This window comes from Acinetobacter sp. YH12134 (assembly GCF_013418555.1).
Taxonomy (GTDB): Bacteria; Pseudomonadota; Gammaproteobacteria; order Pseudomonadales; family Moraxellaceae; genus Acinetobacter; species Acinetobacter indicus.
Genome location: NZ_VPBT01000021.1, coordinates 26,319 through 53,124, shown reverse-complemented (window position 1 = coordinate 53,124; position 26,806 = coordinate 26,319). Strand labels below are relative to the sequence as shown.

Genomic DNA, 26,806 nt, shown 5'->3' with positions numbered 1-26,806 from the left:
CTCATGAAATACGGTATTCTGATGTGACAAAACCTGAATCCTGGTCGTTAAAGTGTTTGTTTGCACTCATATTTTAACTGTTAGGACTCAGGTTTTTTTATTTAAAGCAAACTATGGGACAGCAGTGACCTTCAGGTGCGCTTTTGCATTCCAGAGCATGAGCCGACTAGCTCAGATACTTCGGCTGCTCATCAACCACTTCGGCCTGCCATTCATTGACCTGCTTTTCCAGCAGCCCGAATAATGCGGCCTGAATCATGTGCTGGGCGACAATTGGCGTCTGATCTCCCAGCAGGGCTTTGACTTCATCATTAAACTGGATTTTGACCAGAGGTTCCTGTTCTGAACCAGCATTACGCAATGCCAACTCACCACCTTCAAGCTGAACCAATTCCAAAATCGCGTCCTGATTTCCAAATAAGGCTTTTAACTGTTCTATAGACATAATTCCTCCATGTTCAACATGGTGGCAAAGATGGACTCTTTGCATCGCTTAGATAGTTAATATGATGTCAGGTTTTCAGAATTCAAGGGACTCTGGTCGGGTTTAGAATTCCACCATTTCATTTCTGAAACCATCAATTAACTGCATCAGCTCACGATGCCATTCACGCAGGATTTTGGTATCTGGCAGCCATGCTTGCGGGGTTTGAGTGACTTTAATAATCAGATTCGATGAAGTCTCATCTTCCGGTTCAGGCGCGCTTGGCTCCGGCGTATACTGACAAAGACGATAAGCGCGTTTTAATTCGGCAATAAAGCCTTCTTTGGCCAGTTTTTGCAGAATCACCACTTCAGGCGATACCTGACCTTTGGCCGCCATCGCTTCTTCAATTGATTTTAAAGTCGGCTGCAGCTCATTCAGGCGGTAGTAACGCACCAGTTCCTGCAAAAAGGCCAGTACAGCACCATGCAGATGAAACACCGCTGCTTCGCGATGTGCCTGCGCCTGCTGGATATGTTCGGTTTGTTCGGCTTGCTGACATGAAAGACGGGCAAAATACAGTTTTTGATTGGTACGGTCGGCATGAAAGCGAGCAACACGGGACATGAATAGCGTTCCTAAATTTTGGCTTTTATTTCAACATTAAGCTTAAACGCTCTGCGTCCAAATGCCCAACAAAAAATACATATGAGCGCTATCATCAGCATCGATATTTTCTACGATAAGTTTAAATAGAGAAAAATGCAGCGCTAAAAAAGGAGCCACTAAGGACTCCTGTTGATGTTCAAGCTTTCGGCTTGTCTTCCGCAGCTTTAACGCGAATGCCAGCACCTTTGACTTTCAGGGTATTCAGGCCCTTAATCGCTTTGACGGCTTCACGACCATGCGGCATTTCCACAAAGCCAAACCCTTTGGACTTGCCACTGTCAGCCTCTTTAACAATCACCGCAGATTCGACTGTGCCAAACGGCTGAAACAGCGCCAGCAGTTCAGCATCGGTGATGGAACGTTCTAAATTACGTACAAGAATTTTCATTTACTTTTTCCAAATAGGCCAAATCATCCAAAAGCATGCGCCTACTCTACTCTGGAGATTGTGCATCAAGCTGCACAACACATGACTCTAGTTTAATCGAGATCAATCCCAAAATCTAAACGAATCTTCTGGCGTTCGATCAGCGCACTTTTAACAGTTTGTTCACGGGTTTTATAGTGGGTTTCACTTTGACACAGGTTACGGGTCAAATCGTTCAGAAAATAGCTTTCCACAGTACGCCCCTGTTCATCGACCGTATCTCTGGCCCACCAGCTGATGTTCTGCTTGGTCAGAATCAGCTCGTTTTGCGCCCGGGTTAAAGCCACATACAGCACCCGGCGTTCTTCTTCAACTTCGTCAAAATTCCCTTGCGCCCGTGCATGTGGATACTGCCCGGCAGTGACATTGGCCACATAGCAGACCTTCTGCTCGGTGCCTTTGGCCGAGTGGATGGTAATGAGCGTGACCACGTCATCATCTGACTGGCGCTCAATTTCACTAATTGAAATTGGATCGAGTACATATTCTTCCAGAAACTCGCTGAGCTGACCGTGTTTGCTGGCCAGCTGCTTGACCAGATCAAAATCTTTAAGCCGTTTTGACCAGTCTTTTTTGGCGTAATTCTGTTCCAGCTGCTCCACCAGTGCCTCAATCGCCAGACTGACACAGACGTCGACTTTCTGTTTCAGTACCGCCATTTGCTTCATAATCAAAATGGTTTTATCCGGAATCCGGCCAAATTTCTCCAGCTTTTCCGCAATCTGCTCCATTTCCGGATTCAACAATAACTGCTGTGCCAGTTTACTGGCACCGACATCTCCCACGCCATTCCACAGGGTCAGAAAACGCATCCAGGCAATATCATCGGCCGGATTGGCAATGACCCGCAGCAGACTGAGCAAATCCTTGACATGCGCCGATTCCAGTAATTTCATGCCGCCAATAAAACGATACGGAACATTGGCGGCAATAAAGGCCGCTTCAATATGCCGCGCGGCAAAACTGGAACGCACCAGCACCATATGCTCCTGCCATGCTGCGCCCTGGATAAAGTGACGCTCTTTGATATCAATGGCAATCCATTTGGCTTCATCAAACTCATTCGGGAAAATGTGCATGCGCGGTTTTAAGCCGCTGCCACGATACGCCTCCAGCCGTTTGTCATAGCCGATCGGACTTTGATCCAGCAACCAGTTCGACAGGTCCAGAATTTCCTGGGTTGAACGATAGTTGCGTTCCAGTTTATAAATCTGGGCGCCCGGAACACGTTCTTTAAAGTGATGAATATTTTCAAAGTCAGCACCACGGAAACCGTAAATCGACTGCGCATCATCACCAACACAGAACAGCTGCACCCGCTCTTTTAACGGCTCCAGCAAGGCCCATTGCAAAGGATTGGTGTCCTGCATTTCATCGACCAGCATGTGCTGGCACAATGATGCGACATAATCGACCAGCCCCTCTGACTGGGCCAGCGCCGAGGCGACAATTGCCAGAATATCGTCATAATCCAGAAAATGACGCGCCTGCTTGCGCGCTTCATATTCTTTCATGATCTCGGCAATCTGATCTTTATAATCCAGACATTCCGGCAGCTGCTTTTCCAGGGCAATACTCAGTTTTTGCCGGGTATTGCGGGCAAATGAATAAAGATCACATAGCTGCTGCGGCTTGGGCAAGGCATTTGGATTTTTCTTGTCATCTTTACCACGCAGTAAACGGAACATCATGATCTGGTCATCACGATCAATAATCGAGAACTGTTCCAGCCCAAAGGCTTTTGGAATCCGGCGCAGCAGATACATACAGAAGGTATGGAAGGTCGAAGCACGCAAGCCCTTGGCCTGCTCGCCCAGTGCCAGTTCGACCCGCGCTACAATTTCGGCAGCGGCACGGCGGGTAAAGGTTAAAATCTGAATCTGGTTGGCCGGAACGCCCTGATCAATCAGATAAGCCGCACGCGCCACAATGGTTTTAGTTTTGCCACAGCCTGCCCCAGCCAAGACCAAACTGTGCTTTGCTTCAGTGGTGGCTGCATTTTTCTGTTGGGGATTTAACTCGTCGATGAGCTGTGCAAGTGACATACCAAATCATTTCTCGAAAATTCAAAGCGAGATCTTATCATAAGCATCCCATCAACATAAAAACTAGCCTATTTGTAAACCCGGATCGTTTTCGAATTGAGTACTTCGTATTGCAGCCCCAGCTGTCGGGTCGTTACGTCCAAAAATTCAAGAAAGTTCGCATTGCGTAAATGAAGGGGAAATTGATGATTCATATCGACATCTGAATCCACAATCAGCGTGACCTTCTTTTCAATTGCCAGCAGATTTTTTAAAACACTCAGATGCATCTCATCAAAATGAAAAGACAGTACTCTCGGCTGTGAGTACTGCTGTACAGGATTTTTCCTGAGATAATTTTGCATATTTTCGCGGTAGGCCGGTTTTGCAAAACTGTGTACGGTGATGCAGCTTAATATCAAAACCAAGATGATCTTTTTCATAATTTCCCTATTTATCATTTTTTTAAACCCTATTGGCATCTGGGTTTATCACGCTTTCTTTAGCGATCGCATGACATTTTCGACGCTGTCGGTTAAATTATTTTCCGCATTTCGAATCGCATCTTCTACTGAAATATCAGGTGGATTAATGCCAATAATCTGTGTAAATCCCGCCTCTAGCAGTGGCTCAATGCCTTCACCAATCATTCCTGCAAACGCATAGACCGGTTTATTCAAGCTTTTCGCAACCTGTGCCACGCCAAATGGGGTTTTGCCCATGAAGGTCTGCCGATCAATTTTCCCTTCGCCGGTCAGGACCACATCGGCCTGTGTAATTTTTTCAGTCAACCCGGTTTGCTGAATCAGCAGTTCAACACCTGACTGAATTTTTGCGCGTGCAAAAGCAAGCAAGCCAAAGCCCAGTCCACCCGCTGCACCGGCCCCGGCCTGATGTTGCACATTAACCCCGAGCGTTGTTTCAACCAGATTGGCAAAATAACCCAAGTTCTGATCGAGAATTTTGACCAGCTCCGGTGTGGCACCTTTTTGCGGTCCAAAAATGGCCGAGGCACCATATTCCCCACAGAGCGGATTATTGACATCGCTGGCAATCAGCATCTCGGTGGTTGCCAAACGGGCATCCAAAGCACTAAGGTCAATCTCGCAGATCTGCTTTAAATTGCCGCCACAAGGTTGCACCTCCAGGCCAGCCTGATCTAAAAATTTCACCCCCAACGCTTGCGCCATTCCACTGCCGGCATCATTAGTGACACTGCCGCCCAGTCCAATCACGATTTTAGACACGCCCAGATCCAGCGCCTGGCGGATCATCTCGCCAGTGCCATAAGTAGAAGTAAGCGCCGGATTGCGCTGCGCCAACGGAATAAGATGAATACCATTGGCCTTGGCCATTTCAATGACTGCAGTTTTGCCGTCGTCAATCAGGGCAAAGTAGCTTTCAACCTGTTGCTGCGGCAAAGGACCGCGTACCCGACACGAAACTTTCTGCCCGGTACATGCATTTAACAGGGCATCGACGGTGCCTTCACCGCCATCGGCCAGCGGTACCAAGCGACAGATTGCATCCGGAAACTGCCGCAAGATTCCGCGCTGCATGGCCTGGGCGGCCTGTACTGCGCTCAGGCTTTCTTTAAAGGAATCTGGTGCAATCACAAAACGAAGTGGCATGTGGTTTATCCCCAGCGTGGGTGTCCATTGTGGATAAGTGTTGACTTATCCGCATATTAGCGTAGCCAGCCAATTTCCGCAGCGGTCAGGTCATTAATGACGGTGTATTGCAGGCTGTCCGGCATTTTGCTGGTGCTGCTACTTAGCGGAATATGCCCGCCCATTAACTCAGCTTTCTGCTGTGGATAGCGTGGCTGTTGCTGCGGGTTGGCATAACCCAGCGGATAAATCGGCAGTCCGGTGGCCAGATCATATTTATCACGGGCGCCAAAAGCATGCAGTAATTCATGTGCCAGTACCACATGATTCTGCTGGTTCTGACGCTCGGCGGCAAACAGGTTAACCGAACCAATCCGGCCTTTTTCCAGCGCGGTAGAATGTTTTAAAGCTTTTTGATGAGCTGGATCATAATAGTTTAAATACAGGGTCACATGCGGTGCGCCATCAACTGACTGATGCTGACGCCAGGCATAAAACCGGAACTTGAGACTCCAGATGATGCTATCGAGTAAAGAAGCCTGTTCCGGTACCTGTGGCGGCAACTGTTTCAGTTCCCGGCCAAGCTGCAGATAAAAATATACCGGTTGCTGGCGATACTGTGCTGCGGCCTGCTGCAAATACTGCTGCACCGTTTGAAAACTGCTGTTAGACAGCTGCTGGATATAAAGCTGCGTGCTGTCCTGTCCATCAGCATTCACCGGATGCAAGAGCACCCGCACTGGTTTATTCCAGTCCTGATTCTGGTCACGATAGGCATTTACCGCCACAATGAAAAGAATCAGCAACAGGATCAGGATACGAATCTTTTTCCACATCGGCTTAAGCGCTCTGTTTTTTGAGTTTTCTCAGATACATCTGACTCATTTCAATTTTGGTTTCAAACAGATTCAGAGTTTTAATGAGTCCGGAAAGCTTGGCCCGGCCATAGTTTCTGGAATCAAAATCCGGTTTTACCGCGCTGATATATTGCCCGACCATGCCCAGATTGGCCCAGCCATTTTCATCGGCATTGTCTTTGACTGCTTTATAAATCAGATTCAGTGTGGCGCGATCCATCATCTCTGCAGCCGGGTTTTCTTTCGGCACAGTGCTGGATTTTAGCTCGGAATTTTTTGCACTTTCTATGTTCTTTTTGTCCTGAACCGGGCTTATTTCATCTTCTTCGGCATTTTTCAGTTCATTTTCAGAGATCAGGTTTTCAATATAAATAAATTTATCACAGGCTTTTTTAAATGCTTCCGGGGTCGATTTTTTGCCAAAACCATAAACACTGAGGCCATTTTCACGAATCCGCGAGGCCAGCGGAGTAAAGTCACTGTCACTGGATACAATACAAAAACCATCCAGCGCTCCGGCATAGAGTAAATCCATGGCATCAATAATCAGGATCATGTCGGTGGCATCTTTGCCTTTGGTATAGGCAAACTGCTGTACCGGGGTAATAGCATGCGGCAACAGCACATCATGCCACTTTTTCAGAGTTTCACTGCTCCAGTCCCCATAGACCCGTTTCACGCTGGCAATGCCATATTTGGCCACTTCTTCAAGCACCGAAGCAATAGCGTGAATCGAAGAGTTATCGGCATCAATTAACACCGCAAATTTTTTTGTTTGGATATCCACCGGTTCCCCAAGCGCTTATTATTCAAATTTATTGTGGAGTTGATTTTGACATAAAAAATGCCGACTGATGTCGGCATTTTTTATTTTTAGCTTTTAGGCTTCAACCCATTTGCCATCCTGATATACCAGACTCCATTTGGTCTGCTTGCCTTCAGGGGTTTCAGAGCCAATATATTGCGCCTGATTTTTACGGCTGAATTTCACCAGAGTCGGGTTGCCTTCTGGGTCTACATCGGGTGCTTGCAAAATGAATTGATATTTTGGATCAAGCTGGTCAGCAACCGTACGCAGTTCCGCCACCTTCGGTGCACGGGTTTCACGCACTTTCGGGAACTTGCTGGCCGCCAGGAATAAACCGGCAGCGCCATCACGCAGGACAAAAAAGTCATCATGCTTGGTCGAGCGTAAATGTTCCATCTTGATTGGGTCGACACGCGGCGGCGCAGGCTGACCGTTTTTCAAGACTTTACGGGTATTGTCACAGCTAGTGCAGGCAAAATACGGACCAAAACGGCCAGTTTTCAGCTGCATTTCGCCATCACATTTATCGCATGGAATGGTCGGGCCATCATAGCCTTTAATCTTGAACTCGCCTTCTTCCAGCTCAAAACCGGCACAGTCCGGGTTATTACCGCAAATATGCAATTTACGGCCCCCATCAATCACGTAGCTATCCATGGCAGTTTCACAGATCGGGCAGCGTTTTTTCGACATCAGGTCGGCGGTTTCAGCACTGTCATCATCTGACAGGGCCGCCAGAGATTCAACTGGCGTTAAATTCAAAGTGCCTTTACAGCGTTCTTTTGGCGGCAGGTTATAACCGGAACAGCCCAGGAATACCCCGGTGGTACCGGTACGAATCTGCATTGGACGTTCGCATTCCGGACAATGCACGGCATCCACTTCCACCGGCAGGTTACGGCGCATGCCCTGTTCGCCCTGTGCATTGGTCAAACGGGTTTTAAAATCGCCATAGAAGCTGTCGAGCAGATCTTTCCAGTTGCGTTCACCATCGGCCACTTTATCCAGCTGACCTTCTAAGTCCGCGGTAAAGTCGTAGTTCATCAGGTTGTTAAAGCTTTCATCCAGACGGTCGGTGACAATTTCACCCATCTTTTCCGCAAACAGGCGGCGGTTTTCCAGCTTGACATAACCACGGTCCTGAATGGTAGAAATAATCGCCGCATAGGTCGATGGGCGGCCAATGCCACGTTTTTCCAGTTCTTTCACCAGCGAGGCTTCGGTAAAACGTGCAGGCGGCTTGGTAAAGTGTTGTGATGGGTCCAGCTTTTGCAGTTTCAGCACTTCGCCGACTTTCACTGCAGGCAGCAATACATCATCATCAGACTTGTTCTGACCACGTACTTTGGTAAAACCATCAAAGACCAGGGTACGGCCTTTGGCTTTCAGTTCCACGCCATTAGCATTGACCAGAATGGTCGATGATAAATACTCGGCCGGAGTCATCTGACAGGCCACAAACTGACGCCAGATTAAATCGTATAAACGCTGGGCATCACGCTCGACACCGGCCAGGCTGTCGCCTTTCAGACCAACATTGGATGGACGAATCGCTTCGTGGGCCTCTTGCGCGCCGGCTTTGTTGCCGTAGCGGTTTGGCTTGGCTGGTAAATATTTCTGGCCATACTCGGATTCAATATGCGTACGCACCATATTCACGGCGTCATCACTCAGGAACGTCGAGTCGGTACGCATATAGGTAATAAAACCAGCTTCATACAGACGCTGTGCCAGCATCATGGTTTTCTTGACCGAGAAACCTAACCGGGTACTGGCCGCCTGTTGCAGCGTTGAGGTGATATACGGCGCACTCGGATTCACCTTGGTCGGCTTGTCTTCACGTGCAGCCACCGTATAGTCTGCATCTTTAATCAGGTTCAGCAAGTCATCGGTTTCAGCCTTGTTACGCAGCTTTAGGGTCTTGCCATTTTGCTTGACTGCTTCCAGACGAATATCATCTTGTGCAGATTTGGTATCGGCAAATACCTGCCAGTATTCTTCCGGAATGAAGGCGCGAATTTCACGTTCACGCTCCACCACCAGCTTGACGGCTACTGACTGGACACGACCGGCTGACAGACCACGGGCAATTTTTTCCCAGAGCAATGGCGAAATCATAAAGCCAACCACACGGTCCAGGAAACGGCGCGCCTGCTGTGCATTGACTTTATTGGTGTCTAGACGTGCCGGATGCTTAAAGGCTTCCTGAATGGCATTTTTGGTAATTTCGTTAAATACCACACGCTGATAACGCGCATCATCACCGCCAATGACTTCTTTTAAATGCCAGGCAATGGCTTCCCCTTCACGGTCCAAATCCGTTGCCAGATAGACTTCATCGACCTGCGATGCCAGTTTTTTCAATTCAGCAACAACATTTTCCTTGCCAGGCAGCACTTCATACTGGGCTTTCCAGCCATGCTCCGGGTCTACCCCCATGCGGTTGACCAAGGCCTGCTGGGCTTTTTCTGCTTTTTGTGCTTCGGTCAGTTTGGCACGTGTGGTGGTTTTCTTTTCTGTACTTTTACTGGCGCCTGTAGGCAAATCACGCACGTGACCGACCGACGACTTTACAATGTAATTCGAACCGAGGTATTTGTTGATTGTTTTCGCTTTTGCAGGCGACTCCACAATCACCAAGGCACGCTTAGCGCCATCGGCAGATTTTGCTGTAGTGCTTTTCGATGTGGAGCGAGGAGCGTTCGCCATAGTTAACCGTAGTTCCTGTGAAAATGTTTTAAATTAAAGTTCAGCCAAAGAATGTAAATATGCCTTGATGTCATCCAGTTGGGTGGCTTTCAGGTCAGCTTCTTCATCCCAATAGAGTCCTACACAGTTTGCCTGCATATCAATAGCATAAATGCCCTTTAATGCAACGGGTGTATGATTAAATTTTTCTTCACCATGCACCAGCTCAAGCTGCTGATCGACCACCCGGGCGCGCATTAACGGCAAGCGGGCCTCTGGAATCAGTACGCTATAATAGGCCACCATACTGGCGCGGCTTTCTGTGGCCATCGGAATTTTGGTCCAGTCCGGCGCAGCCACCAGACGCGGATGCAGGCCCATCTTGCGGGCTTTTTCACGCATCAGGCCGAGGGCTTTTTCTCTTGGACTGACACGCAAACCAAAAATCGAGCCCAGCACAAAAATGATGATGGCCAGTGCCACCCAAATTCCAGTATTTTCCATAGCTCAACCTTTATGTTCTTTTATTAGAGTTGCATAAGCGCCATATAAAACGCAAGTTTGCACGATAAAATTAATTCAGGAACATTTCGTGGCTATAGACCACTTCATGCCCATTCCAGTAGATATAGCCTTTTTCCAGCAGTTCCTTGAGCAATAACCGCACGTCGGACTGGGGAAACATCTGTTCTAACAGGTCACGCAAGGCATAAATATCTTTGGGTTTATCGGCTTTCAGTTCGCGCAGTTTACGCGCCACTTCCAGCTGTACCGGATCAATCTGGTCAAAGTTTTTAAACAGCGGCTGCTGCGCACTTTGAATCGGCGCGGCGACAGAGTCCTGTTCAATAACAGGAGCAGCTCCGCTTTCTGTCGACTGTAACTGTTTTAAGGCCTGATCCAGACTGCTGGCCACCGGTGTTTTTTCAGCAGAGGCATTTAAATCCAGCTGAATCCACTGTTTCAGCACCTTCTTGCGAAAGGCAATTTGCTCATCATAACGCTTGATAATTTTCAGATTAATTAACAAACCGACCAGACGCTGGGCTTTTTCCGGCACCACCTGCAAAATATTGCTGAGAGAGTTTTTCAGCTTCTCGACCGTATTCGGTTTACCGCTCATTTTTGCCAGAGCATCGTAATATTTTTTGACCAGTTGCAAATACGGTTTTTGCTGGATGGTGGCAATACTCGGCAAGCTGTATTTTGGCGTATGAAGTGGCTGCGCCGCATCTTCTGGCTGAATTAGAATCAGATGGGCACTGATATTCGAGGCCTGTAGCATCTGCACCAGAATATCGCTGCTGTCCTGGGCCGAAATAATTTCGACATGGCTATCTGGCTCAAGTAATGCCATTAACTGCCCGACCACCACGGCATATTCAAACTCTTTATGTGGCGCTTCTGGGGTTTCCAGCACCACCACCTGAGCGCTGTTCATCCAGCTGGCCAATTCAGTCAGGTCATCCAGCGCGTACTCAAAGCGACCGGCACAATTAAACAGGTAGAGCGTCGAATAATGCTGCAGAATATCGCGCAGCAGTTGTGCCGTAGGCATATTCTGTTCAAGATCTAAAAGTACAACTTTCTGGGTCATGACAAAAAATAAAGGATCTGAGAGCCGAAAGTGGGCATTAGAGCCGGAAGTGAGATAAAGGTCAAATTTTTTTATTGCGGCGCTGTGATCGCTGCCTCAAAAGCGACTGGAGCTAAACCGCCCCACTAGCCCCCGCTTTATATAGATACCTCAACATAAAACCCGCATTCAGGCTGCGGGTGTATTCATAGATTGTGCGGGATGCTCTAGCAATTGACAGATTAATAATGCGGCGGAATATTGGTCAGCGGATCGAAGGGAGCAATGCCTTCTGACAGGTCAGCCGACTCAACCCGTTGATAAAGCAGCTGCATTTGTTTCTTGAGGTCGGCAATTTCCAGATTCTGTTTAGTCACCTGCTCATTCAGCTGTTCAACTAAATCATCTAAAAATGCAATTCGGACTTGCAAATCTTCAATGGGTGCGGAAAATGACGCCTGATCATTTAGATTTTGTTGTTTAGTCATTTTAAATCCTCATTTGAGATTTTTCAGGAAACACTATGGCCTATATTACCCTAAGGGATGTCCAACTCGCGTTTGGTGGACCCGCCCTGCTCGACGGCGCGAACTTTACTCTTGAACGTGGCGAACGAGTGTGTTTGATCGGCCGTAATGGTGAAGGTAAGTCTACCTTACTTAAACTGATTGAAGGAAGCTTACTGCCCGATGCCGGTGAAGTCTCGATTCAAAATGGCTTAACCGTGTCCATGCTCACCCAGGATGTCCCGATGGATTCGGGCAAGGTTGCCGATATTGTCGCCGATGGTGCCGGTGAAGCAGCAGAAGTCCTGCGTGCCTATCATGCCGCCAATGATGCCTGCGTACTGGGCGATATGGCCGCCTGCGAGCGCATGGGTGAACTGCAACACAAACTGGATCAGCTTGATGGCTGGGCACTGGAAAACAAGGTCAACTCTATTTTAAGCAAAATGGGGCTGGACCCGAATGCCGATCTGGCAGATCTTTCCGGTGGCCGTAAACGCCGCGTGCTGCTGGCCCGTGCCCTGCTGACCCAACCGGACATCCTGTTACTGGATGAGCCGACTAACCATTTAGATGTTGAAAGTATCGAATGGCTGGAAAAATTCCTGCTCGATCAGAACAACCTGACCTTATTGTTTATTTCGCACGACCGGACCTTTGTCGACAGTCTGGCAACCCGTATTGTCGAACTGGATCGCGGGATTCTGCGCAGTTATGAAGGCAACTATTCACGCTATCTGGATCTCAAAGCCCTGCAGCTGGAAGCAGAAGAAAAACAGAATGCCCTGTTTGAGAAAAAACTGGCCGAAGAAGAAGCCTGGATCCGTCAGGGTATTAAAGCGCGTCGTACCCGCAACGAAGGTCGTGTTCGTGCCCTGAAAGCCTTACGCGAAGAATCCAAAGCGCGTCGCTTCCAGCAAGGCAAAGTCAACATGGGCGTACAGGAAGCTGCGCGTTCAGGCAAACTGGTCTTTGATATTGAACATCTGGGCGTCAGCTATGATGGCAAGCCGCTAATCAAAGACTTCTCGGCCATTGTCATGCGTGGCGACCGGATTGGTCTGGTCGGAGATAACGGGGTCGGTAAAACCACCCTGATTAAAGCCATTTTGGATGAAGTAGAACACAGCGGTACCGTTAAAATCGGCACCCAGCTGGAAATTGCCTATTTTGATCAGCTGCGTAACCAGCTCGATTTGGAAAAATCCGTCAAGGACAACGTTTCTGAAGGTTCCGACTTTGTTGATGTCAATGGACAGCGCCGTCATATCTACAGCTATCTGCAAGACTTCCTGTTTAACCCGGAACGTGCGCGTACCCCGGTCAAAGCCTTGTCCGGCGGTGAACGTAACCGCGTGCTACTGGCCAAACTCTTGCTGAAACCATCCAATTTAATTGTGATGGATGAGCCGACCAACGATCTGGATATGGTCACGCTGGAACTACTGGAAGAAATGCTGGCTGAATACAAAGGCACCTTGCTGCTGATTTCGCATGACCGTGCCTTTATGGACAACGTGGTCACCTCGACCTGGGTGTTTGATGGCAAAGGCCATATTGAAGAATATGTCGGCGGCTATCAGGACTATTTACAGCAGCGTCCGGATCAAACCGTGGTTGACCAGAAAATGGCGGTGAAAAAGGCCCAGGCCAAGGCAGAAGCAGCAAAAGTAGAAGCTGCTCCGGCGCCTGTGAAAAAGAAACTCAGCTATAAAGATCAGCGTGAGCTGGACCAGCTGCCGGCTGAAATTGAAGCGCTGGAAACAGAACAGGCTGAACTGTTAGAGAAACTGGCTGATGGTTCCTGGTTTGTATCCGATGCCGAAGCTGCAACCCAAGCCTCGCAGCGTCTGGCAGAAATTGAAGAGATTCTGCTGGAAAAATTGGAACGCTGGGATGAGCTGGAAAATATGAGCAAAGGCTGTTAATTCACCCGCTTCACAGCATCTGCCGGACAGCGGCAGATGCTTTTCATCTTCAAAATCGTTCATGCTACACTGCATTTAACCTTCATTTTAAAACGTCACTATGCCGCAACCGCAAGATTATCAACCTGGTGAATTTCAATGGTCCTTTCTGCTACCGAAATACTGGAGCATCTGGATCGGTATTATCTTCCTGATGATTTTGGCAATCTTGCCGTGGGCCATTCAGTACCGTTTAGGCCAGTGGCTGGGCCAGCTGGCGTTTCGCTATCTGCATTCACGCCGTAAAACCACTGTCCGCAATCTGGAGCTTTGCTTTCCAGAATGGTCTGCGCAAGAGGTGCAGGACAACGCGCGCCAGGTTTTTGTTGACCAGATGATTGGCGTATTTGAAACCCTAAATGCCTGGTATAGCCCGAAATGGTTCCAGGGCCGGGTCAGTATTGAAGGTCTGGAATATATTCAGCAGGCGCAAGCGGAAGGCAAAGGCGTCTTGTTGCTGGGCACCCACTCGACCCTGCTTGATGCCGGCGGCTATTTATGTGCCCAGTATTTTGAACCCGATGTGGTCTATCGTCCGCAGAACAATCCGCTGTTAGATATGCTGATTTACCGCTGCCGGGCCACCATTTATGCCCATCAGATTGACCATGATGATATGCGTGGTCTGGTACGTAACCTGAAAAATGGCCATGCCATCTGGTACAGTCCGGATCAGGATTTTGGCCTGAAACAAGGCGTAATGGCGCCATTCTTTGGCGTGCCGGCAGCCACCGTGACTGCGCATCGTCGTTTACTGAAAATGACCAAAGCCGCCGCAATTCCGCTGTATTTCTACCGCCATGGTGATCTTAAAAATCCGAAATATCATGTCTTGATTGAGCCACCGGTTGAGCGTTTACCAAGTGAGGATGAAGTCGATGATGCGACGCGTGTTAATTTGATTATTGAACGTCAGCTGCGCATCGCGCCGACTCAATATATGTGGTTTCATCGCCGTTTTAAGACCCGTCCACAAGGCTATGAGCAGCTGTACTAAGCAATACAGCTGTATTAAGCCAATCTTTCTGCGAGTCAAATACCATATGCTGATCAAAATACCAGGACACGACAGCCCATAAAGTTAAACCCGAGTTCTGCATCCTGCAAAACTCGGGCTTATGAGGTTGTGCTTTCAAAACTTTTTTGTTGTTATCTCTGGCTTTCCATTCCTGCATCATCTCCATGATGACAATCCACCGGCTTCAACTTCCTTAACGGGACTCTCCTTTCCCAACTCCATCTGCCGATATGCTTAGAATACGCAGCTTGCTCGGTTTCAGCTATTGGCCATCGGCCTAAATCTGTGTAAGCCATTTCTTACACTTTTCCTCAAATTTCATGGCGTCTTGCTGCCCTGCTTATAATCCTGAGCCAAATCATCGGTCACGATTTTTTCTTCCCGCTCGGCTTTTTCAATACCCTCCTGAATCGCCTCCTGCGCTTCTTCTTCATCGGCTTCAGTCTGTTCCAGCTCTTCCTGAATGTGCTCAAACACCCGACCGGTCTGTAACACCACATAGACCGGAAAATGATCTGAGCCCATATGTGGCAAACGCTTCATCTCCACCAAGGCAAAATCGGTACTGTGAAACACATGGTCCAGCGACCAGCGCAATAAGGGATAATCTGCATGGAAAGTATTGACATAATGCCGGCCGACGCGCGGGTCCAGCAGGCCACTGATGCGCTGAAACAGACGTGTGGTGCGGGACCAGGCCACATCATTCAGGTCGCCCATCACAATACAGCTTTCATCCAGATCTTTAATCTGATCGCCGACAATTAATAGCTCGGCATCACGCAGGGTCGAATCTTTGGCTTCAGTCGGACTCGGCGGTTTCGGATGCAGACAATACAGCTGCACCGGCTGGCCTGAACGCAAGATGACCGTGGTATGAATTGACGGAATTTCATCGCTAAGGATAAATTTCACTTCAGTCTCTTTTAAGGGCAGGCGGCTATAGAGATGCATGCCATATAAATTGTCCAGCGGCACCGGCACGCGATAAGGATAATCCGGTTCAATCACCGCCAGCTGCTGCTGCCAGACCGTATCGGTTTCCAGCGTCAGTACCAAATCGGGCTGGTATTTCCGGATTTCAGCAATGAGCAGATGATATTTCTGGTTGGTGGTCAATACATTGGAAACCATTAATGAAATTTGCTGATCGGGATTTAACTGCTCCGGCTTGACCTTTTTGACCTGCTTTTTCCAGATAAAGGTATAAGGCAGCACCATTTTCAGTTGGTACGCTAGGGCGGCAATCAGGCCGGTTAAAATCACATAGCGCGGCGTATCCCAGGCCGCATCCCACAGCAGCATCAGCACAAAGGCCACAATCCCCAGCACCAGAACCTGCAATCTGGGAAAATCGGCACCTCGAAACCACCATTCATCCCGCGGAATCAGCGACCAGAAGCTGATCCAGATGACGAAAATGGCCAGCATTTCCACCCAAATCATATGCACCTACTTAGAAAGTTCATTTTTCTCTTTTTTTTTAAATAGAAATCTAACGTTATCAATTTTGTATGTAACACAAACAAGTTATTTCACTCAATAATAATGATGTTTTGATTATGTAGAGCTTGCAGTTGTGTCCCCTTTTGATACACTCATACTCCTTTTTGTTTTTTTACGCACCGAGGCAAAGTGACATGAAAGTAGGTCTGGTCGGTTGGCGCGGGATGGTAGGTTCCGTCCTTATGCAACGTATGGTTGAAGAGAATGATTTTGCTCATTTTGAGCCATTTTATTTCTCTACCAGTAATGCCGGTGGTGAAGCACCAGCGTTTGGCGGTAAAACTGCCCCAGCACTTATGGATGCAACGGACATTAACAGTCTGAAGCAAATGGATGTCATTATTACCTGTCAAGGTGGCGACTATACCTCAGACGTGTTCCCGAAACTGAAAGCTGAAGGCTGGAACGGTTACTGGATTGATGCAGCATCTACCCTGCGTATGGATGATGAAGCAATTATCGTACTTGATCCGGTGAACATGAACGTGATTAAAGATGGTCTGGTGAAAGGCACCAAAACATTTGTTGGCGGTAACTGTACGGTTTCACTCATGTTGATGGGCTTAGGCGGTCTGTTCCAGAACAATCTGGTGGAATGGGCAACCTCGATGACTTATCAGGCAGCTTCGGGTGCGGGCGCGCAGAACATGCGTGAACTGATCACCGGTATGGGCTACCTGTATAACAACACCAAAGAACTGCTAGATGACCCACGTTCTCCAATTCTGGACATCGACTCTAAAATTGCTGAACTGCAACGTGGCGAAGGTTTCCCGTCAGCCAACTTCGGTGTACCGCTTGCTGGCTCTTTAATTCCATACATCGACAAACAGCTGGAAAATGGCCAGTCGAAAGAAGAATGGAAAGGTCAGTCTGAAACCAACAAGATTTTAGGCAACCAGCAAATCGTACCAATTGATGGTCACTGTGTCCGTATTGGTGCCATGCGTTGTCACTCTCAGGCCCTTACCCTGAAACTGCGTAAAGATGTACCTCTGGATGAAATCGAAGATATCATCGCCAGCGCCAATGACTGGTCGAAAGTGGTACCAAATACCCGTGAAGCCTCTATGACAGATTTAACCCCTGTTGCAGTAACCGGTACCTTAACTGTTCCTGTGGGCCGTTTACGCAAGCTGAACATGGGTAAAGAATACCTGGGCGCGTTCACCGTCGGTGACCAGTTGCTTTGGGGTGCGGCAGAACCATTACGCCGTATGCTACGCATCTTAATTGACTACAAAAACGCGTAAGCCTTTTAAGCAAAAGTAAATTACAAAAAGCCGATCTGAAAAGATCGGCTTTTTATGTAACTAGCCTGTAAATATTTTACAATCGACTTACAACTCGCTAATCTATTCTTTTCGCTATGCGATAAATGACCGAGCTAACGATTAAGATGACCGTATATAACAAATTAAAGATCGCGATTTTAGCTATTCTTGCCTCACAACATATTCATGCGATTAATGTCGATCCTGTTCAGATTCAGTCAGCACCTGGGGAATTGCTGTATGCTGAAATGAACTTCCGTCAGTCCAATGTCAATGCGCCAATTGAAGTCAGTCTGGCCTCGGCAGAAGACTTGATGGCCATTGGTGCCAGCCATCGTCCACCGGGTCATTTAAACTTCTTTACCCGACGTGATGGTGCCGGCAACGGGGTCATTACCATTACCTCATCTCGGCCACTGACCGATACCGAATTGAATATTGTGGTCAAAATTCGTGAAGGCTCGGCCACGCGTTTACAGCATATTAAAACCTCACTGAAACGTAGTACCCTGGCAGAACAACGCGCGCAGCTGCAACCGAAAGAGCAGCCACTAACACCGGTCATGGTCGTGAATGAACGGGACATTGCCTTAAACTTGCCGACTAGTACCGCCTATACTGCAGCCACGGCATCTGCCAGCACCACGCGCAGTGTAGAAGCACCCCTAGCGATTCAAGCCAGCCCGCCACCGGCTTTAAGTCCATCAACCACACCAGCTGTCAGCGCAGCAGCACAGCCGGCTGCAAGCCCTGTGTCAGCGGTTACGCCATCAACTCCGGCGACATCAGCTCAACCGGCCTCTACAAATAACGCGGGCAACACAGCTGCCGTAAATACATCTGCCTCGGTTTCAGCAGATCCACTGGTCAAGAAATATGCCGAGCAGTTAAAAGCGCAGCAACAGCAAGCACCGGCAAAGCCGGCACCGGTTACAGCACCCAAAGCGCCAGCTCCATCTGCGCCAGCATCAACCACAGCACGGCATGTGGTGCAATCCAATGAATCGCTATGGGCCATTGCCTCACGTATCGCCGCAGAGAACCAGCAGCCGGTCGGCGAAGTGATGCAACAGATTAAAGCCCATAATGAACATGCCTTTATTCAGGGCGATGCCAACCGTTTACGCCGCGGTGCCACCTTGAATTTACAGGCCGTCAGCAGCGGGCAAAAAGCCGCGAAAAAGACCGTGCCGATCCCAGCAACTCAGCCTTCACGCCAGTCTGGCAAGGCCAAATACCGGATCAGTCAGGCCGAAATGAGCCTGGTGGCAGAAAATCAGCAAGATTCTGCCCAAGGTTCTGCCAAAAAGAACACACAAAGCGCGCAAACCTCAGAAGAGTTGTCACTAAAAGTTATGACAGCGCGTGAGAAAACCGTTAAATTACAGAGAAACGTAACACAGTTAGAATTGGCATTAAGTCAGAAGGATCAAAGAATTCAATTACTCAATGTGCGTCTTGCTGAATTGCAACAACAGTTGAAAAAGCAACAAGCCGAAAATAAGCCAAAACTCTAACGTATTACTCAACATGATTTTTTTCAGGAGAGATGGTTTATCCCTCTCTGCCTAAGGGGTAGCAACATGCTGATTTATGTGATTCCATTTATTTTGTTACTGGTCATCGCGCTGGTGTTAAAAAAGCGTGAAGCCAATAAAGAATCCGAACCAGCAGCAAAAAAACCGGCTGCAGCCAGTAAAACCAAGGCCAAGAAAAGCACCACTACGAAGAAAACTACGGTCAAAACTGCCGTAGTGGCTGAGCCTGTTGCCGAACCACAAGGAAGCACACCACTTCCGGCAGATTTACGCCAGACCATTGAGACCCAGATTCGTGACCGTAACTTTTTCTCGGCCGAAGCGCAGATTAATCAGGCGCTGAAACGTGACCCGTCGTTGCATGAACTGTATCTGCTATTACTGGATGTGCATTTGACCCAAAAAGATGAATTTGCCACCCGCCAATTGCTGGATCATCTGAAGAATCTGGGATTGGAAGATATTCTGGCTCAGGCTGAAGCTAAAATCGAAGCACAGAAAGCTTCTCAAACCAAAGCAGAAACACCGGCCTCTGCAGCGCCAACTACTGCAGCATTTTCTGAAACACCAGTTAGCGCAAAAACACAACCCCCTGCGGATTTTGATGCACTGATTCAATCCAGCAGTTCAAGCACAGCCAGCACGTCATTTGACCAGTTACAACAGTCACTCAAAACCGAAACGCCAGTCGCAAAAACCGAAAGTGCTCCGGTACCAGATCTGGAATTTACCCCAAGTACCTCGGCTGCGCCTGTTAACACCCCTGCGCCAGCAAAAGCAGAAGAGGTTCAACCTCTTGAATTTAATCTGTCTTTTGACTCGGCTGACAGCACCCAAGTGGCTGCACCGGTAACACCGGTTGAGCCAGTGACTCCGGCGGCACAAGAACCTCAGGCACTGGATTTCTCGTTTGAGCTGGAAAAGACCGCAACTGAAGCCACACCTGCGACCACACCGGCCGTCACCACCCCACCTGCGGAAGAAAAATCAGACTTTAGTTTTGATTTCTCGATCAGTCCTACACCGGTGGCTGAACAGCCGGTAGAACCTGCGGTTACCGCACCAGCAGACACTGCACCGCTGTTCCAGTTTGACTTAGATAGCGCACCAACCATTGAAGCGACACCAGCAGCACCTGAAGCACCAATGGTTGAAGAGCCCGCTATTGCTGCGGTGGCGGCAACTGCAGTGGATCCGCATGATCCACTGATTCAGTCCTTCCCGGAACTGGGCGAAGTCAATGAAATCCAGCTGAATCTGGATCTGGCTCAGCAATATATTGAGCTGGGTGCCTATGATGCAGCCCGTGCCCTGCTGGCAGAAAAAGAAGCAAACTATTCTGCAGCACAGCAGAAACACGCCACGAAGTTACTCAATCAAATAGCTTCTTGAAGCAAATCTCACTAAGATAAAGCAGTCATCCTTGGCTGCTTTTTTTATGATGAAAAAAATTGCATTAATTTATATGGGCGGTACCTTTGGCTGTGTCGGCGAGCCACTCAGCCCCATGCCTGCAGAACAGTTTCTTCCCCAGCTGCGCCATGTGCTACCGCTACATCTGTCGGTGGAATGTTTTGTGGCACCGGTGATTCAGGACAGTAGCCGCTGTACCGCGACCGACTGGTTACGTCTGGTGCAGTTTATCCAGCAGCTGCAGTTACAACAGTTTCAGCATTTTGTCATCATTCATGGTACCGATACTTTAAGCTATGCCAGTGCCGTGCTGGCACACTTTATCGCGCAGTCTGCACATGTGGTGCTGACTGGCAGCCAGTATCCACTGCTGACCATAGATGGACAGAACACCCGTGACTTCAGTGATGCGCTGGATAACCTGAATTTTGCCCTGGAATCAGTGCTGCAATTGCCGGTTGGCGTGTATCTGGCGTTTCATCATCAGTGTTTCCATGGTCGCAGCGCCTTAAAATGTCATACCACCGAGCTGAATGCCTTTCAGGGTCAGGCCGCCAGCAGTGCTTTAAATCAAAAAGAACAAGCCGCCTACTTGGTACAAGCTGCAGATCTGGACAAAGCACAACACTTCAACTGCATGAGTGTGATGATGCAGCCGATTGGTTTAGAGCAGCAGCTCGCCAATTTGAAACTGATCGCCCAGCAGCCACCGCATTGCCTGATTTTACAAGGTTTTGGCACCGGTAACCTGGCTGTAAATGAAACACTCCTGACGTTGCTACAATCCTTACAGACGCAAGATTGTGCCGTGATTCTGACCACCCAAGTACCATTTGGCCTATTGGATCAGCGTTATGCGATCAGTAGCTGGATTCAGGACAGTAAAATTTTAGTCAATGATGGCTTTGGACATGCAGATCTGTATGCAAAAGCATTAAAAATGTATTTACAATACCCGCGCAGAGAACAATGGCAACAGCATTGGTATGACTAAGGCCAATTTGAGGTGAATATGCAACGTTTTGCGGTCGGGATTGAATTTTGTGGTATTCGCTACCGGGGCTGGCAAACCCAGCAACCAGGCGTCCCGAGCGTGCAGGAAACGCTGGAAAAAGTCCTCTCTAAAATTGCCGATGAACCGATTATCCTGCATGGCGCTGGCCGCACCGATGCCGGCGTGCATGCCACCAACATGGTGGCACATTTCGACACGACAGCCGTTCGCCCTGAACGTGGCTGGCTGATGGGAGCCAATAGCCAGTTACCCAAAGACATTGCCATTCAGTGGATTAAGGCTATGGACATGGATTTTCATGCCCGCTTTAAGGCCTGTGCGCGCCGCTACCGTTATGTGGTCTATAACCATCCACAGCGCCCGGCCCTGCTGCATAAACAGGTCACCCATGCCTACTATGCGCTGGATGTCGACAAGATGATTGCTGCCGCGCAAAAGTTTGAAGGCACGCATAATTTTGAAAGTTTTCGTGCCGCAGCCTGTCAGTCCAATCAGCCGGTCCGCACCGTCAGCCATTGCCGCCTGATCCGTCATGGGCATTATTTGGTGCTCGATATTCAGGCCGATGGTTTCCTGCATCATATGGTGCGGAATATCATGGGCTGTCTGCTGGAAATTGGCCAAGGTATGTATGATATTGAGCATATTGATACAATTTTTGCCGCACAGGATCGTAAAGCGGCTGGCATTACCGCCCCACCCGATGGCCTGTATTTTATCCAGGCGCACTATCCAGAGCAGTTTGACTTGCCTCAAGTGCCTTTAGGTCCGCATTGGCTGAATATGCCGGAATAATTGTATTCCGCCCCCCTTTTACTCAGGGAGTGGTTTCATTCTTGCCACTCCAAGCTTTAAAAACGAAAGTCACCCTTGCATCAAGCGGCAACTCTAAAAAAATCCCCCTTTAATCAAGGGGGACTGCGGAGATGCTTAACGCTGTTTACGTTTCCGGTACTCGACCGGTGTTTCATTGGTCCAGCGTTTAAAAGCCCGGTAAAAGGTGCTCGGTTCAGAAAATCCGGTCAGATACACAATCCGCTCCACGCTTTCATTGGTATTGGCCAGCAGTTTTTTAGCCAGACGGCAACGATAATCCGAGAGAATCTGCTGGAAACTGGTATTGGCCTCACTCAGCTGGGTGCGTAAACGACGCGGCGTGATATTCAGCTGCGCTGCCACGGTTTCCAATGTGGTTTCCCCACTTTCTAGGGTCGACCCAATCGCCCGGCGTACTTCACCGACCAGATCATAACGCGCCAGTTCCTGCAGCTTCTCCAGCGCCAGCTGCTCATGTAACTGCAACAGCTCCGGCTCGGCCTGCCACAGCGGATATTCTAAAATAGAGGGATCGAAATACAGTCGTGTTTCATTCTGCCCCAGACTGACCGGGCACTCATAGACCCGGAAATATTCATCATCGGCAGCGCCCTGCTGGAAATTAAAGTCGATATACAGCGGCTGGAATTTGCCTTCGGTAATAAACTTGAAGAAACGCAAAATGCCCGACATGGCACATTCAGAAAAGTGACGATTGACAATATTGTCAGCCCACGGCTGTTGACCATTGGTTAAATAACAGCGGTCATCTTCAATCACCAGTTTGGCATCAAAGGCATCACTGATTAAACGCTGATAGGCCAATGCCCGTTTTAAACCTTCACCAAAATTTTCCGAAGAAATAAACAGATGCTCAATCACCTGACCACGATAGAGCGGCAAATGTTCACCCAGATGCAAACCAATATCCGGGTCACGGCTGACTTCTTCCGCCGCCACCCAAAACGCATACTGCGCGCCCAAAGGCGTACGATCATTGGCCTCAACCTGATTAAGTGCGACACCTGCTTTTGTTAATATTTCTTCGGTTGGCAAACCGGCACGACGAATCGCTTGGTAGCCTAATCGCAATACAACCGATGCATCAGTTAGCTGACCCACGCAAAGACCTTCCTTGTATGTTCTTCATTTATACTTAAAAAGATTGATTTTAGATTAACTGTGATTGACCAAACTGACAACCATCCACCACGTTTTTTTGTAGAAAAAATTTAAATGTTTTGTTCGCTTATTTTACTGACAGATGATTCATCTGCGGCGGGTTTCACCTTGATTTTTTCAAAAAAATTGACTATAATTTGCGCCTTTCCAATTTGATCATCAGGTAGGCTATGGCCAATAAAGAGGAACTCATCGAGTTCGAAGGCGTTGTCACCGAAACGCTTCCTAATACTATGTTCCGTGTACGTTTAGAAAACGGTCACGAGGTGATTGCCCATATTTCAGGTAAAATGCGCAAGCACTATATTCGCATTTTAACTGGCGACAGCGTGAAAGTTGAAATGACGCCTTATGACTTAACGAAAGGTCGTATTACCTATCGTGCACGCTAAGTTTTAGCGCAAGCAAAAAGCCACCTTCAACAGTGGCTTTTTTATTGGCTGCTGATGCTGCGTAATAGCGAAAAATGGCGTCAAGATCTGCCGCTTATCGAATATACACATATTTTTAGGCTGTCCTTGCCTAGAATGAAGTTTTATTCAATGGAGATCGCGCATGTTTGTCTCTCGCTCCGTTGCTTTGGCGCTCCTCGCGTTCAGTCTCTCCGCTTGTGTAACCACGCCGTCCAGTACCCGAGCTGAACGTGATGCCTATCTGGCCCAATTTGTCGGCCAGTCCAGCCAGCAGATTCGCCAGCAGCTCGATTTAAGCCTGCTCGGTTACGAACAGGTCAGTTCACCACAAATCAGCCCACAGGCGCTCACCTACACCGTTATACGCCCAATCAGCATTCCGATTCCTGTAGCGAATGCCCCGGCCACCGGTCCAGCCCATATTCCAGCGCCCATTGGCCCAGCCAACAGCTATGATGTTAACCTGCACTGCCAGATTGTGTTCCGGCTGGAACAGAATATTGCCCACTCTGTACACTATACCGGTCGCACCTGTTAAGCGCTGAATCTAGACCTAGCTATTCAATAGCCATAAAAAAACGCAGCCTGCAGCTGCGTTTTTTGATTTGCTGTCGAGACTTAGCCCAATGCCGCAACCACAGCCTGACCCATTTCCTGAGTACCCACTTTATTCATGCCTTCAGACATGATGTCAGCCGTACGTAAACCTTGATCAAGCACATTGCCCACTGCATCTTCAATCGCTTTCGCGGCAGCTTCTTCACGGAAGGTATAACGCAGCATCATTGCCACAGACAAGATGGTCGCCAACGGGTTGGCAATGTTCTGGCCAGCGATGTCTGGTGCTGAACCATGACATGGCTCATACATGCCTTTGCCATTTTCATCCAGAGAGGCAGATGGCAACATGCCAATAGAACCGGTTAGCATTGCTGCTTCATCAGACAGGATGTCACCAAACAGGTTACCGGTTACCAGTACGTCAAACTGTTTTGGTGCACGTACCAATTGCATTGCCGCATTGTCGACATACATGTGTGACAGGTTGATTTCTGGATATTGTTCAGCGTGTAACTGGGTCACGGTCTGTTTCCACAGCTCAGTTACTTCCAGCACGTTGGCTTTGTCCACCGAGCAGACTTTACCACCACGCAGTTTGGCCATTTCAAAAGCCACTTTGGCAATACGCTTGATTTCTGATTCAGCATAGACGTCGGTGTTAAAGCCCTGTTTCTCGCCATTTTCCAGCTCGCGAATACCACGTGGCTGACCAAAGTAAATCCCACCCGTCAGTTCACGTACAATCAGGATATCCAGACCCGATACAATTTCCGGCTTTAAGCTAGACGCATCAGCCAGTTGCGGATACAGAATCGCTGGACGCAGGTTAGCAAACAGGTTTAATTCGCTACGTAATTTTAACAGGCCACGTTCCGGGCGGATCGAACGCTCAATCGTATCCCATTTTGGACCACCAACTGCACCGAGCAATAAAGCATCGGCTTTTTTCGCCTGTTCAGACGTCACATCCGGATAAGGTGAACCATGCGCATCAATCGCGGCACCACCTAACAATCCCTGTTCCCACGTCAAGCCCAGATTGAACTTTTCATTAACACGCGTAAGCACCTGCTCCGCTGCTGTGACGATTTCTGGGCCAATACCGTCACCGGCAAGAATCAAAATATGTTTTGACATGAGTTTTTCCATTTCCTGTAGCAGTCAACGACTGTGGAGACTAAATTTTCTGTTCCACAAATTCCCCCAGTCCATGTAAGACATTATAAGGTTTGCAGAAACGTCGAATAATTTTCTGGTTTTGTAAAAGATCCACACACAGCGGCTCTGGCGCCGAAACATTCAGCAGACTGCCTTTATGCTTGCTGCGGTCACGGTACATTTTAAAAGTGTACGTTTGACGCGGCTTAAACTGATGAATGACGTGCAGGGTTTCGGCCTGATCACGGGAAATCGGATAGAACCGGATCACCACTTCATGCTGTTTAGCTGGAACCGACAGATATAGCGGATTAGGCTGCCGTAGTGAATCTGCCTGCAAGCGCACCAGTCCCTGCTTGATGGCTTCACGACTCAGACGCTGACTTTCAGCATCCATGATCATGACCCGGTTCAAGCGCTCAAACTCGCAATGCTCGGTACCTGAACAATAAATACGTGCATTGGATTGGGATGCCTGTGTCTCTTTTACCTGTTTTAGACGTGCTGTATCCCAGGTTTGACATGCTGTTAACAGCGTAGCCACTCCCCCCAATACAGCAAGCCGACGAAAAACCTTCAACATAGCCCGAGCCCAACCTCATCAAAAAGCAGAATATTTAAATTATTATGCCTTGAATGTTAACAAGAGTTCGACGCCCGTGCTATGCCTATTTACGAAATAACTTAAGCTTGAATTTCCGCAAACACCCACGGACGCGCGGCTTTGGTTTTCTCCTCATACGCGCGAATATCATCGGCATCTTGCAAGGTCAAACCAATATCATCCAGACCGTTTAACAGGCAATGCTTGCGGAATGGATCAACTTCAAACTTGAATGCTTCACCGTTTGGCGTACGGACTTCCTGTGCTTCAAGGTCAATAGTTAACTGATAACCTTCATTGGCTGCACATTCCTTAAATAGCTGATCAACCTGCGCTTCGGTTAAAATCACCGGTAACATGCCGTTTTTAAAGCAGTTATTAAAGAAGATATCCGCAAAACTTGGGGCAATGACTGTACGCAAGCCGTATTCACTTAAAGCCCACGGCGCATGCTCACGGCTGGAACCGCAACCAAAGTTGGCACGTGAAATTAAAATGCTGGCGCCCTGATAACGCGGCTGGTTCAAGACGAAATCTGGGTTTTTAGGACGGGTTGAATTGTCCTGACCCGGATAGCCTTCATCTAAATAACGCAATTCATCAAACAGGTTGTCACCGAAACCGGTACGTTTGATTGATTTCAAGAACTGTTTTGGAATAATTAAATCGGTATCGACATTGGCACGGTCTAAAGGTGCAACGATACCCTGTTCAACGGTATAAGCTTTCATATTTATGTTCCAATGAATCCG

The 26,806-nt window shown here is 48.4% G+C and carries 26 protein-coding genes; 9 read left to right on the top strand and 17 right to left on the bottom strand.

Features of this window, described 5'->3' with window-relative positions; translation table 11 throughout:
* Window positions 1-166: 166 nt before the first annotated feature.
* The 12 genes from FTU69_RS11905 to FTU69_RS11850 all read right to left on the bottom strand — a co-directional run bounded on the left by FTU69_RS11905 (window position 167) and on the right by FTU69_RS11850 (window position 11,571).
* On the bottom strand, window positions 167-445 hold the full coding sequence (locus tag FTU69_RS11905) for a hypothetical protein (protein WP_005182110.1): 279 nt from the start codon (window positions 443-445) through the stop codon (window positions 167-169).
* A gap of 102 nt (window positions 446-547) precedes the next feature.
* The gene (locus FTU69_RS11900) at window positions 548-1,051 is read right to left on the bottom strand and encodes a DUF6586 family protein (protein ID WP_005182107.1); all 504 of its coding nucleotides are present in this window, start codon (window positions 1,049-1,051) and stop codon (window positions 548-550) included.
* Window positions 1,052-1,229: 178 nt separating this feature from the next.
* Complete coding sequence (locus FTU69_RS11895; RefSeq protein ID WP_005182105.1) at window positions 1,230-1,481, bottom strand: RNA-binding protein; 252 nt, start codon at window positions 1,479-1,481, stop codon at window positions 1,230-1,232.
* Between the two features lie 92 nt (window positions 1,482-1,573).
* Window positions 1,574-3,565 carry an ATP-dependent helicase gene (locus FTU69_RS11890; RefSeq protein WP_168417218.1) on the bottom strand — a complete coding sequence of 664 codons (1,992 nt, stop codon included), beginning with the start codon at window positions 3,563-3,565 and terminating at the stop codon, window positions 1,574-1,576.
* Window positions 3,566-3,633: 68 nt separating this feature from the next.
* Window positions 3,634-3,987, bottom strand: coding sequence for a hypothetical protein (locus FTU69_RS11885; protein WP_005182099.1), 354 nt, complete (start codon window positions 3,985-3,987; stop codon window positions 3,634-3,636).
* Between the two features lie 48 nt (window positions 3,988-4,035).
* Window positions 4,036-5,175 (bottom strand): glycerate kinase, encoded by a 1,140-nt coding sequence (locus tag FTU69_RS11880; protein WP_168381746.1) that lies wholly within the window; start codon window positions 5,173-5,175, stop codon window positions 4,036-4,038.
* Window positions 5,176-5,231: 56 nt separating this feature from the next.
* Window positions 5,232-5,990 (bottom strand): hypothetical protein, encoded by a 759-nt coding sequence (locus tag FTU69_RS11875; protein WP_152342203.1) that lies wholly within the window; start codon window positions 5,988-5,990, stop codon window positions 5,232-5,234.
* Window positions 5,991-5,994: 4 nt separating this feature from the next.
* A complete protein-coding gene (locus FTU69_RS11870) occupies window positions 5,995-6,798 on the bottom strand; it encodes an NYN domain-containing protein (RefSeq protein ID WP_180103935.1) in 804 nt (267 codons plus the stop codon).
* A gap of 93 nt (window positions 6,799-6,891) precedes the next feature.
* Window positions 6,892-9,528 (bottom strand): type I DNA topoisomerase, encoded by a 2,637-nt coding sequence (topA, locus tag FTU69_RS11865; protein ID WP_180103934.1) that lies wholly within the window; start codon window positions 9,526-9,528, stop codon window positions 6,892-6,894.
* Between the two features lie 33 nt (window positions 9,529-9,561).
* The gene (locus tag FTU69_RS11860) at window positions 9,562-10,011 is read right to left on the bottom strand and encodes an ammonium transporter (RefSeq protein WP_005182089.1); all 450 of its coding nucleotides are present in this window, start codon (window positions 10,009-10,011) and stop codon (window positions 9,562-9,564) included.
* A 70-nt stretch (window positions 10,012-10,081) separates the two neighbouring features.
* Window positions 10,082-11,104, bottom strand: a complete 1,023-nt coding sequence (locus FTU69_RS11855) for a hypothetical protein (protein ID WP_180103933.1) — start codon at window positions 11,102-11,104, stop codon at window positions 10,082-10,084.
* 221 nt (window positions 11,105-11,325) lie between these two features.
* The gene (locus FTU69_RS11850; protein WP_005182087.1) at window positions 11,326-11,571 is read right to left on the bottom strand and encodes a SlyX family protein; all 246 of its coding nucleotides are present in this window, start codon (window positions 11,569-11,571) and stop codon (window positions 11,326-11,328) included.
* Window positions 11,572-11,606: 35 nt separating this feature from the next.
* Here FTU69_RS11850 and FTU69_RS11845 point away from each other — a divergent pair, with 35 nt between their 5' ends.
* A complete protein-coding gene (locus FTU69_RS11845) occupies window positions 11,607-13,517 on the top strand; it encodes an ATP-binding cassette domain-containing protein (RefSeq protein WP_180103932.1) in 1,911 nt (636 codons plus the stop codon).
* 100 nt (window positions 13,518-13,617) lie between these two features.
* Entirely contained in the window at window positions 13,618-14,553 is a 936-nt protein-coding gene (gene lpxL / locus FTU69_RS11840; RefSeq protein ID WP_016659582.1) for an LpxL/LpxP family Kdo(2)-lipid IV(A) lauroyl/palmitoleoyl acyltransferase, read from the top strand.
* Window positions 14,554-14,892: 339 nt separating this feature from the next.
* On the opposite strand, the gene FTU69_RS11835 is transcribed toward lpxL, so the two are convergent.
* Window positions 14,893-16,020 carry an endonuclease/exonuclease/phosphatase family protein gene (locus tag FTU69_RS11835; RefSeq protein ID WP_016659584.1) on the bottom strand — a complete coding sequence of 376 codons (1,128 nt, stop codon included), beginning with the start codon at window positions 16,018-16,020 and terminating at the stop codon, window positions 14,893-14,895.
* Between the two features lie 194 nt (window positions 16,021-16,214).
* Between FTU69_RS11835 and asd the strand changes: the two genes are divergently transcribed.
* The 5 genes from asd (at window position 16,215) to truA (ending at window position 22,115) form a co-directional block, all read left to right on the top strand.
* Window positions 16,215-17,333 (top strand): aspartate-semialdehyde dehydrogenase, encoded by a 1,119-nt coding sequence (gene asd, locus FTU69_RS11830; RefSeq protein WP_005182074.1) that lies wholly within the window; start codon window positions 16,215-16,217, stop codon window positions 17,331-17,333.
* Window positions 17,334-17,458: 125 nt separating this feature from the next.
* Window positions 17,459-18,871 carry a FimV family protein gene (locus FTU69_RS11825; RefSeq protein ID WP_180103931.1) on the top strand — a complete coding sequence of 471 codons (1,413 nt, stop codon included), beginning with the start codon at window positions 17,459-17,461 and terminating at the stop codon, window positions 18,869-18,871.
* A gap of 66 nt (window positions 18,872-18,937) precedes the next feature.
* Window positions 18,938-20,284 carry a fimbrial protein FimV gene (locus tag FTU69_RS11820; protein ID WP_180103930.1) on the top strand — a complete coding sequence of 449 codons (1,347 nt, stop codon included), beginning with the start codon at window positions 18,938-18,940 and terminating at the stop codon, window positions 20,282-20,284.
* A gap of 46 nt (window positions 20,285-20,330) precedes the next feature.
* The gene (locus tag FTU69_RS11815; RefSeq protein ID WP_180103929.1) at window positions 20,331-21,299 is read left to right on the top strand and encodes an asparaginase domain-containing protein; all 969 of its coding nucleotides are present in this window, start codon (window positions 20,331-20,333) and stop codon (window positions 21,297-21,299) included.
* Window positions 21,300-21,317: 18 nt separating this feature from the next.
* Complete coding sequence (gene truA, locus FTU69_RS11810) at window positions 21,318-22,115, top strand: tRNA pseudouridine(38-40) synthase TruA (RefSeq protein ID WP_180103928.1); 798 nt, start codon at window positions 21,318-21,320, stop codon at window positions 22,113-22,115.
* A gap of 135 nt (window positions 22,116-22,250) precedes the next feature.
* Here the strand turns inward: truA and FTU69_RS11805 are convergent, their stop codons facing one another.
* Window positions 22,251-23,258: an AraC family transcriptional regulator gene (locus FTU69_RS11805; protein ID WP_005182061.1), complete on the bottom strand. Its 1,008-nt coding sequence runs from the start codon at window positions 23,256-23,258 to the stop codon at window positions 22,251-22,253.
* A 230-nt stretch (window positions 23,259-23,488) separates the two neighbouring features.
* On the opposite strand from FTU69_RS11805, the gene infA reads away from it, so the two are divergent.
* Entirely contained in the window at window positions 23,489-23,710 is a 222-nt protein-coding gene (infA, locus tag FTU69_RS11800) for a translation initiation factor IF-1 (RefSeq protein WP_001284370.1), read from the top strand.
* A 163-nt stretch (window positions 23,711-23,873) separates the two neighbouring features.
* A complete protein-coding gene (locus FTU69_RS11795; protein WP_127799033.1) occupies window positions 23,874-24,269 on the top strand; it encodes a hypothetical protein in 396 nt (131 codons plus the stop codon).
* An 80-nt stretch (window positions 24,270-24,349) separates the two neighbouring features.
* On the opposite strand, the gene leuB is transcribed toward FTU69_RS11795, so the two are convergent.
* The 3 genes from leuB to leuD form a co-directional block, all read right to left on the bottom strand.
* Complete coding sequence (leuB, locus tag FTU69_RS11790) at window positions 24,350-25,429, bottom strand: 3-isopropylmalate dehydrogenase (protein ID WP_005182055.1); 1,080 nt, start codon at window positions 25,427-25,429, stop codon at window positions 24,350-24,352.
* Between the two features lie 40 nt (window positions 25,430-25,469).
* Window positions 25,470-26,033, bottom strand: a complete 564-nt coding sequence (locus tag FTU69_RS11785; RefSeq protein WP_016659592.1) for a hypothetical protein — start codon at window positions 26,031-26,033, stop codon at window positions 25,470-25,472.
* Window positions 26,034-26,134: 101 nt separating this feature from the next.
* Window positions 26,135-26,785, bottom strand: coding sequence for a 3-isopropylmalate dehydratase small subunit (gene leuD, locus FTU69_RS11780; protein ID WP_005182049.1), 651 nt, complete (start codon window positions 26,783-26,785; stop codon window positions 26,135-26,137).
* Window positions 26,786-26,806 lie beyond the last annotated feature (21 nt).

What these genes read in the sequence shown, in the direction of transcription:
- FTU69_RS11880 (WP_168381746.1), bottom strand. Translation starts at nt 5,175, where the DNA reads ATGCCACTTCGTTTTGTGATTGCACCAGATTCCTTTAAAGAAAGCCTG.
- FTU69_RS11820 (WP_180103930.1), top strand. Translation starts at nt 18,938, where the DNA reads ATGCTGATTTATGTGATTCCATTTATTTTGTTACTGGTCATCGCGCTG.
- FTU69_RS11845 (WP_180103932.1), top strand. Translation starts at nt 11,607, where the DNA reads ATGGCCTATATTACCCTAAGGGATGTCCAACTCGCGTTTGGTGGACCC.
- leuB (WP_005182055.1), bottom strand. Translation starts at nt 25,429, where the DNA reads ATGTCAAAACATATTTTGATTCTTGCCGGTGACGGTATTGGCCCAGAA.
- FTU69_RS11850 (WP_005182087.1), bottom strand. Translation starts at nt 11,571, where the DNA reads ATGACTAAACAACAAAATCTAAATGATCAGGCGTCATTTTCCGCACCC.
- FTU69_RS11785 (WP_016659592.1), bottom strand. Translation starts at nt 26,033, where the DNA reads ATGTTGAAGGTTTTTCGTCGGCTTGCTGTATTGGGGGGAGTGGCTACG.
- FTU69_RS11905 (WP_005182110.1), bottom strand. Translation starts at nt 445, where the DNA reads ATGTCTATAGAACAGTTAAAAGCCTTATTTGGAAATCAGGACGCGATT.
- topA (WP_180103934.1), bottom strand. Translation starts at nt 9,528, where the DNA reads ATGGCGAACGCTCCTCGCTCCACATCGAAAAGCACTACAGCAAAATCT.
- truA (WP_180103928.1), top strand. Translation starts at nt 21,318, where the DNA reads ATGCAACGTTTTGCGGTCGGGATTGAATTTTGTGGTATTCGCTACCGG.
- FTU69_RS11875 (WP_152342203.1), bottom strand. Translation starts at nt 5,990, where the DNA reads ATGTGGAAAAAGATTCGTATCCTGATCCTGTTGCTGATTCTTTTCATT.
- FTU69_RS11890 (WP_168417218.1), bottom strand. Translation starts at nt 3,565, where the DNA reads ATGTCACTTGCACAGCTCATCGACGAGTTAAATCCCCAACAGAAAAAT.
- FTU69_RS11815 (WP_180103929.1), top strand. Translation starts at nt 20,331, where the DNA reads ATGATGAAAAAAATTGCATTAATTTATATGGGCGGTACCTTTGGCTGT.
- leuD (WP_005182049.1), bottom strand. Translation starts at nt 26,785, where the DNA reads ATGAAAGCTTATACCGTTGAACAGGGTATCGTTGCACCTTTAGACCGT.
- FTU69_RS11895 (WP_005182105.1), bottom strand. Translation starts at nt 1,481, where the DNA reads ATGAAAATTCTTGTACGTAATTTAGAACGTTCCATCACCGATGCTGAA.
- FTU69_RS11885 (WP_005182099.1), bottom strand. Translation starts at nt 3,987, where the DNA reads ATGAAAAAGATCATCTTGGTTTTGATATTAAGCTGCATCACCGTACAC.
- FTU69_RS11855 (WP_180103933.1), bottom strand. Translation starts at nt 11,104, where the DNA reads ATGACCCAGAAAGTTGTACTTTTAGATCTTGAACAGAATATGCCTACG.
- FTU69_RS11900 (WP_005182107.1), bottom strand. Translation starts at nt 1,051, where the DNA reads ATGTCCCGTGTTGCTCGCTTTCATGCCGACCGTACCAATCAAAAACTG.
- FTU69_RS11860 (WP_005182089.1), bottom strand. Translation starts at nt 10,011, where the DNA reads ATGGAAAATACTGGAATTTGGGTGGCACTGGCCATCATCATTTTTGTG.
- FTU69_RS11825 (WP_180103931.1), top strand. Translation starts at nt 17,459, where the DNA reads ATGACCGAGCTAACGATTAAGATGACCGTATATAACAAATTAAAGATC.
- FTU69_RS11835 (WP_016659584.1), bottom strand. Translation starts at nt 16,020, where the DNA reads ATGATTTGGGTGGAAATGCTGGCCATTTTCGTCATCTGGATCAGCTTC.
- asd (WP_005182074.1), top strand. Translation starts at nt 16,215, where the DNA reads ATGAAAGTAGGTCTGGTCGGTTGGCGCGGGATGGTAGGTTCCGTCCTT.
- lpxL (WP_016659582.1), top strand. Translation starts at nt 13,618, where the DNA reads ATGCCGCAACCGCAAGATTATCAACCTGGTGAATTTCAATGGTCCTTT.
- FTU69_RS11795 (WP_127799033.1), top strand. Translation starts at nt 23,874, where the DNA reads ATGTTTGTCTCTCGCTCCGTTGCTTTGGCGCTCCTCGCGTTCAGTCTC.
- infA (WP_001284370.1), top strand. Translation starts at nt 23,489, where the DNA reads ATGGCCAATAAAGAGGAACTCATCGAGTTCGAAGGCGTTGTCACCGAA.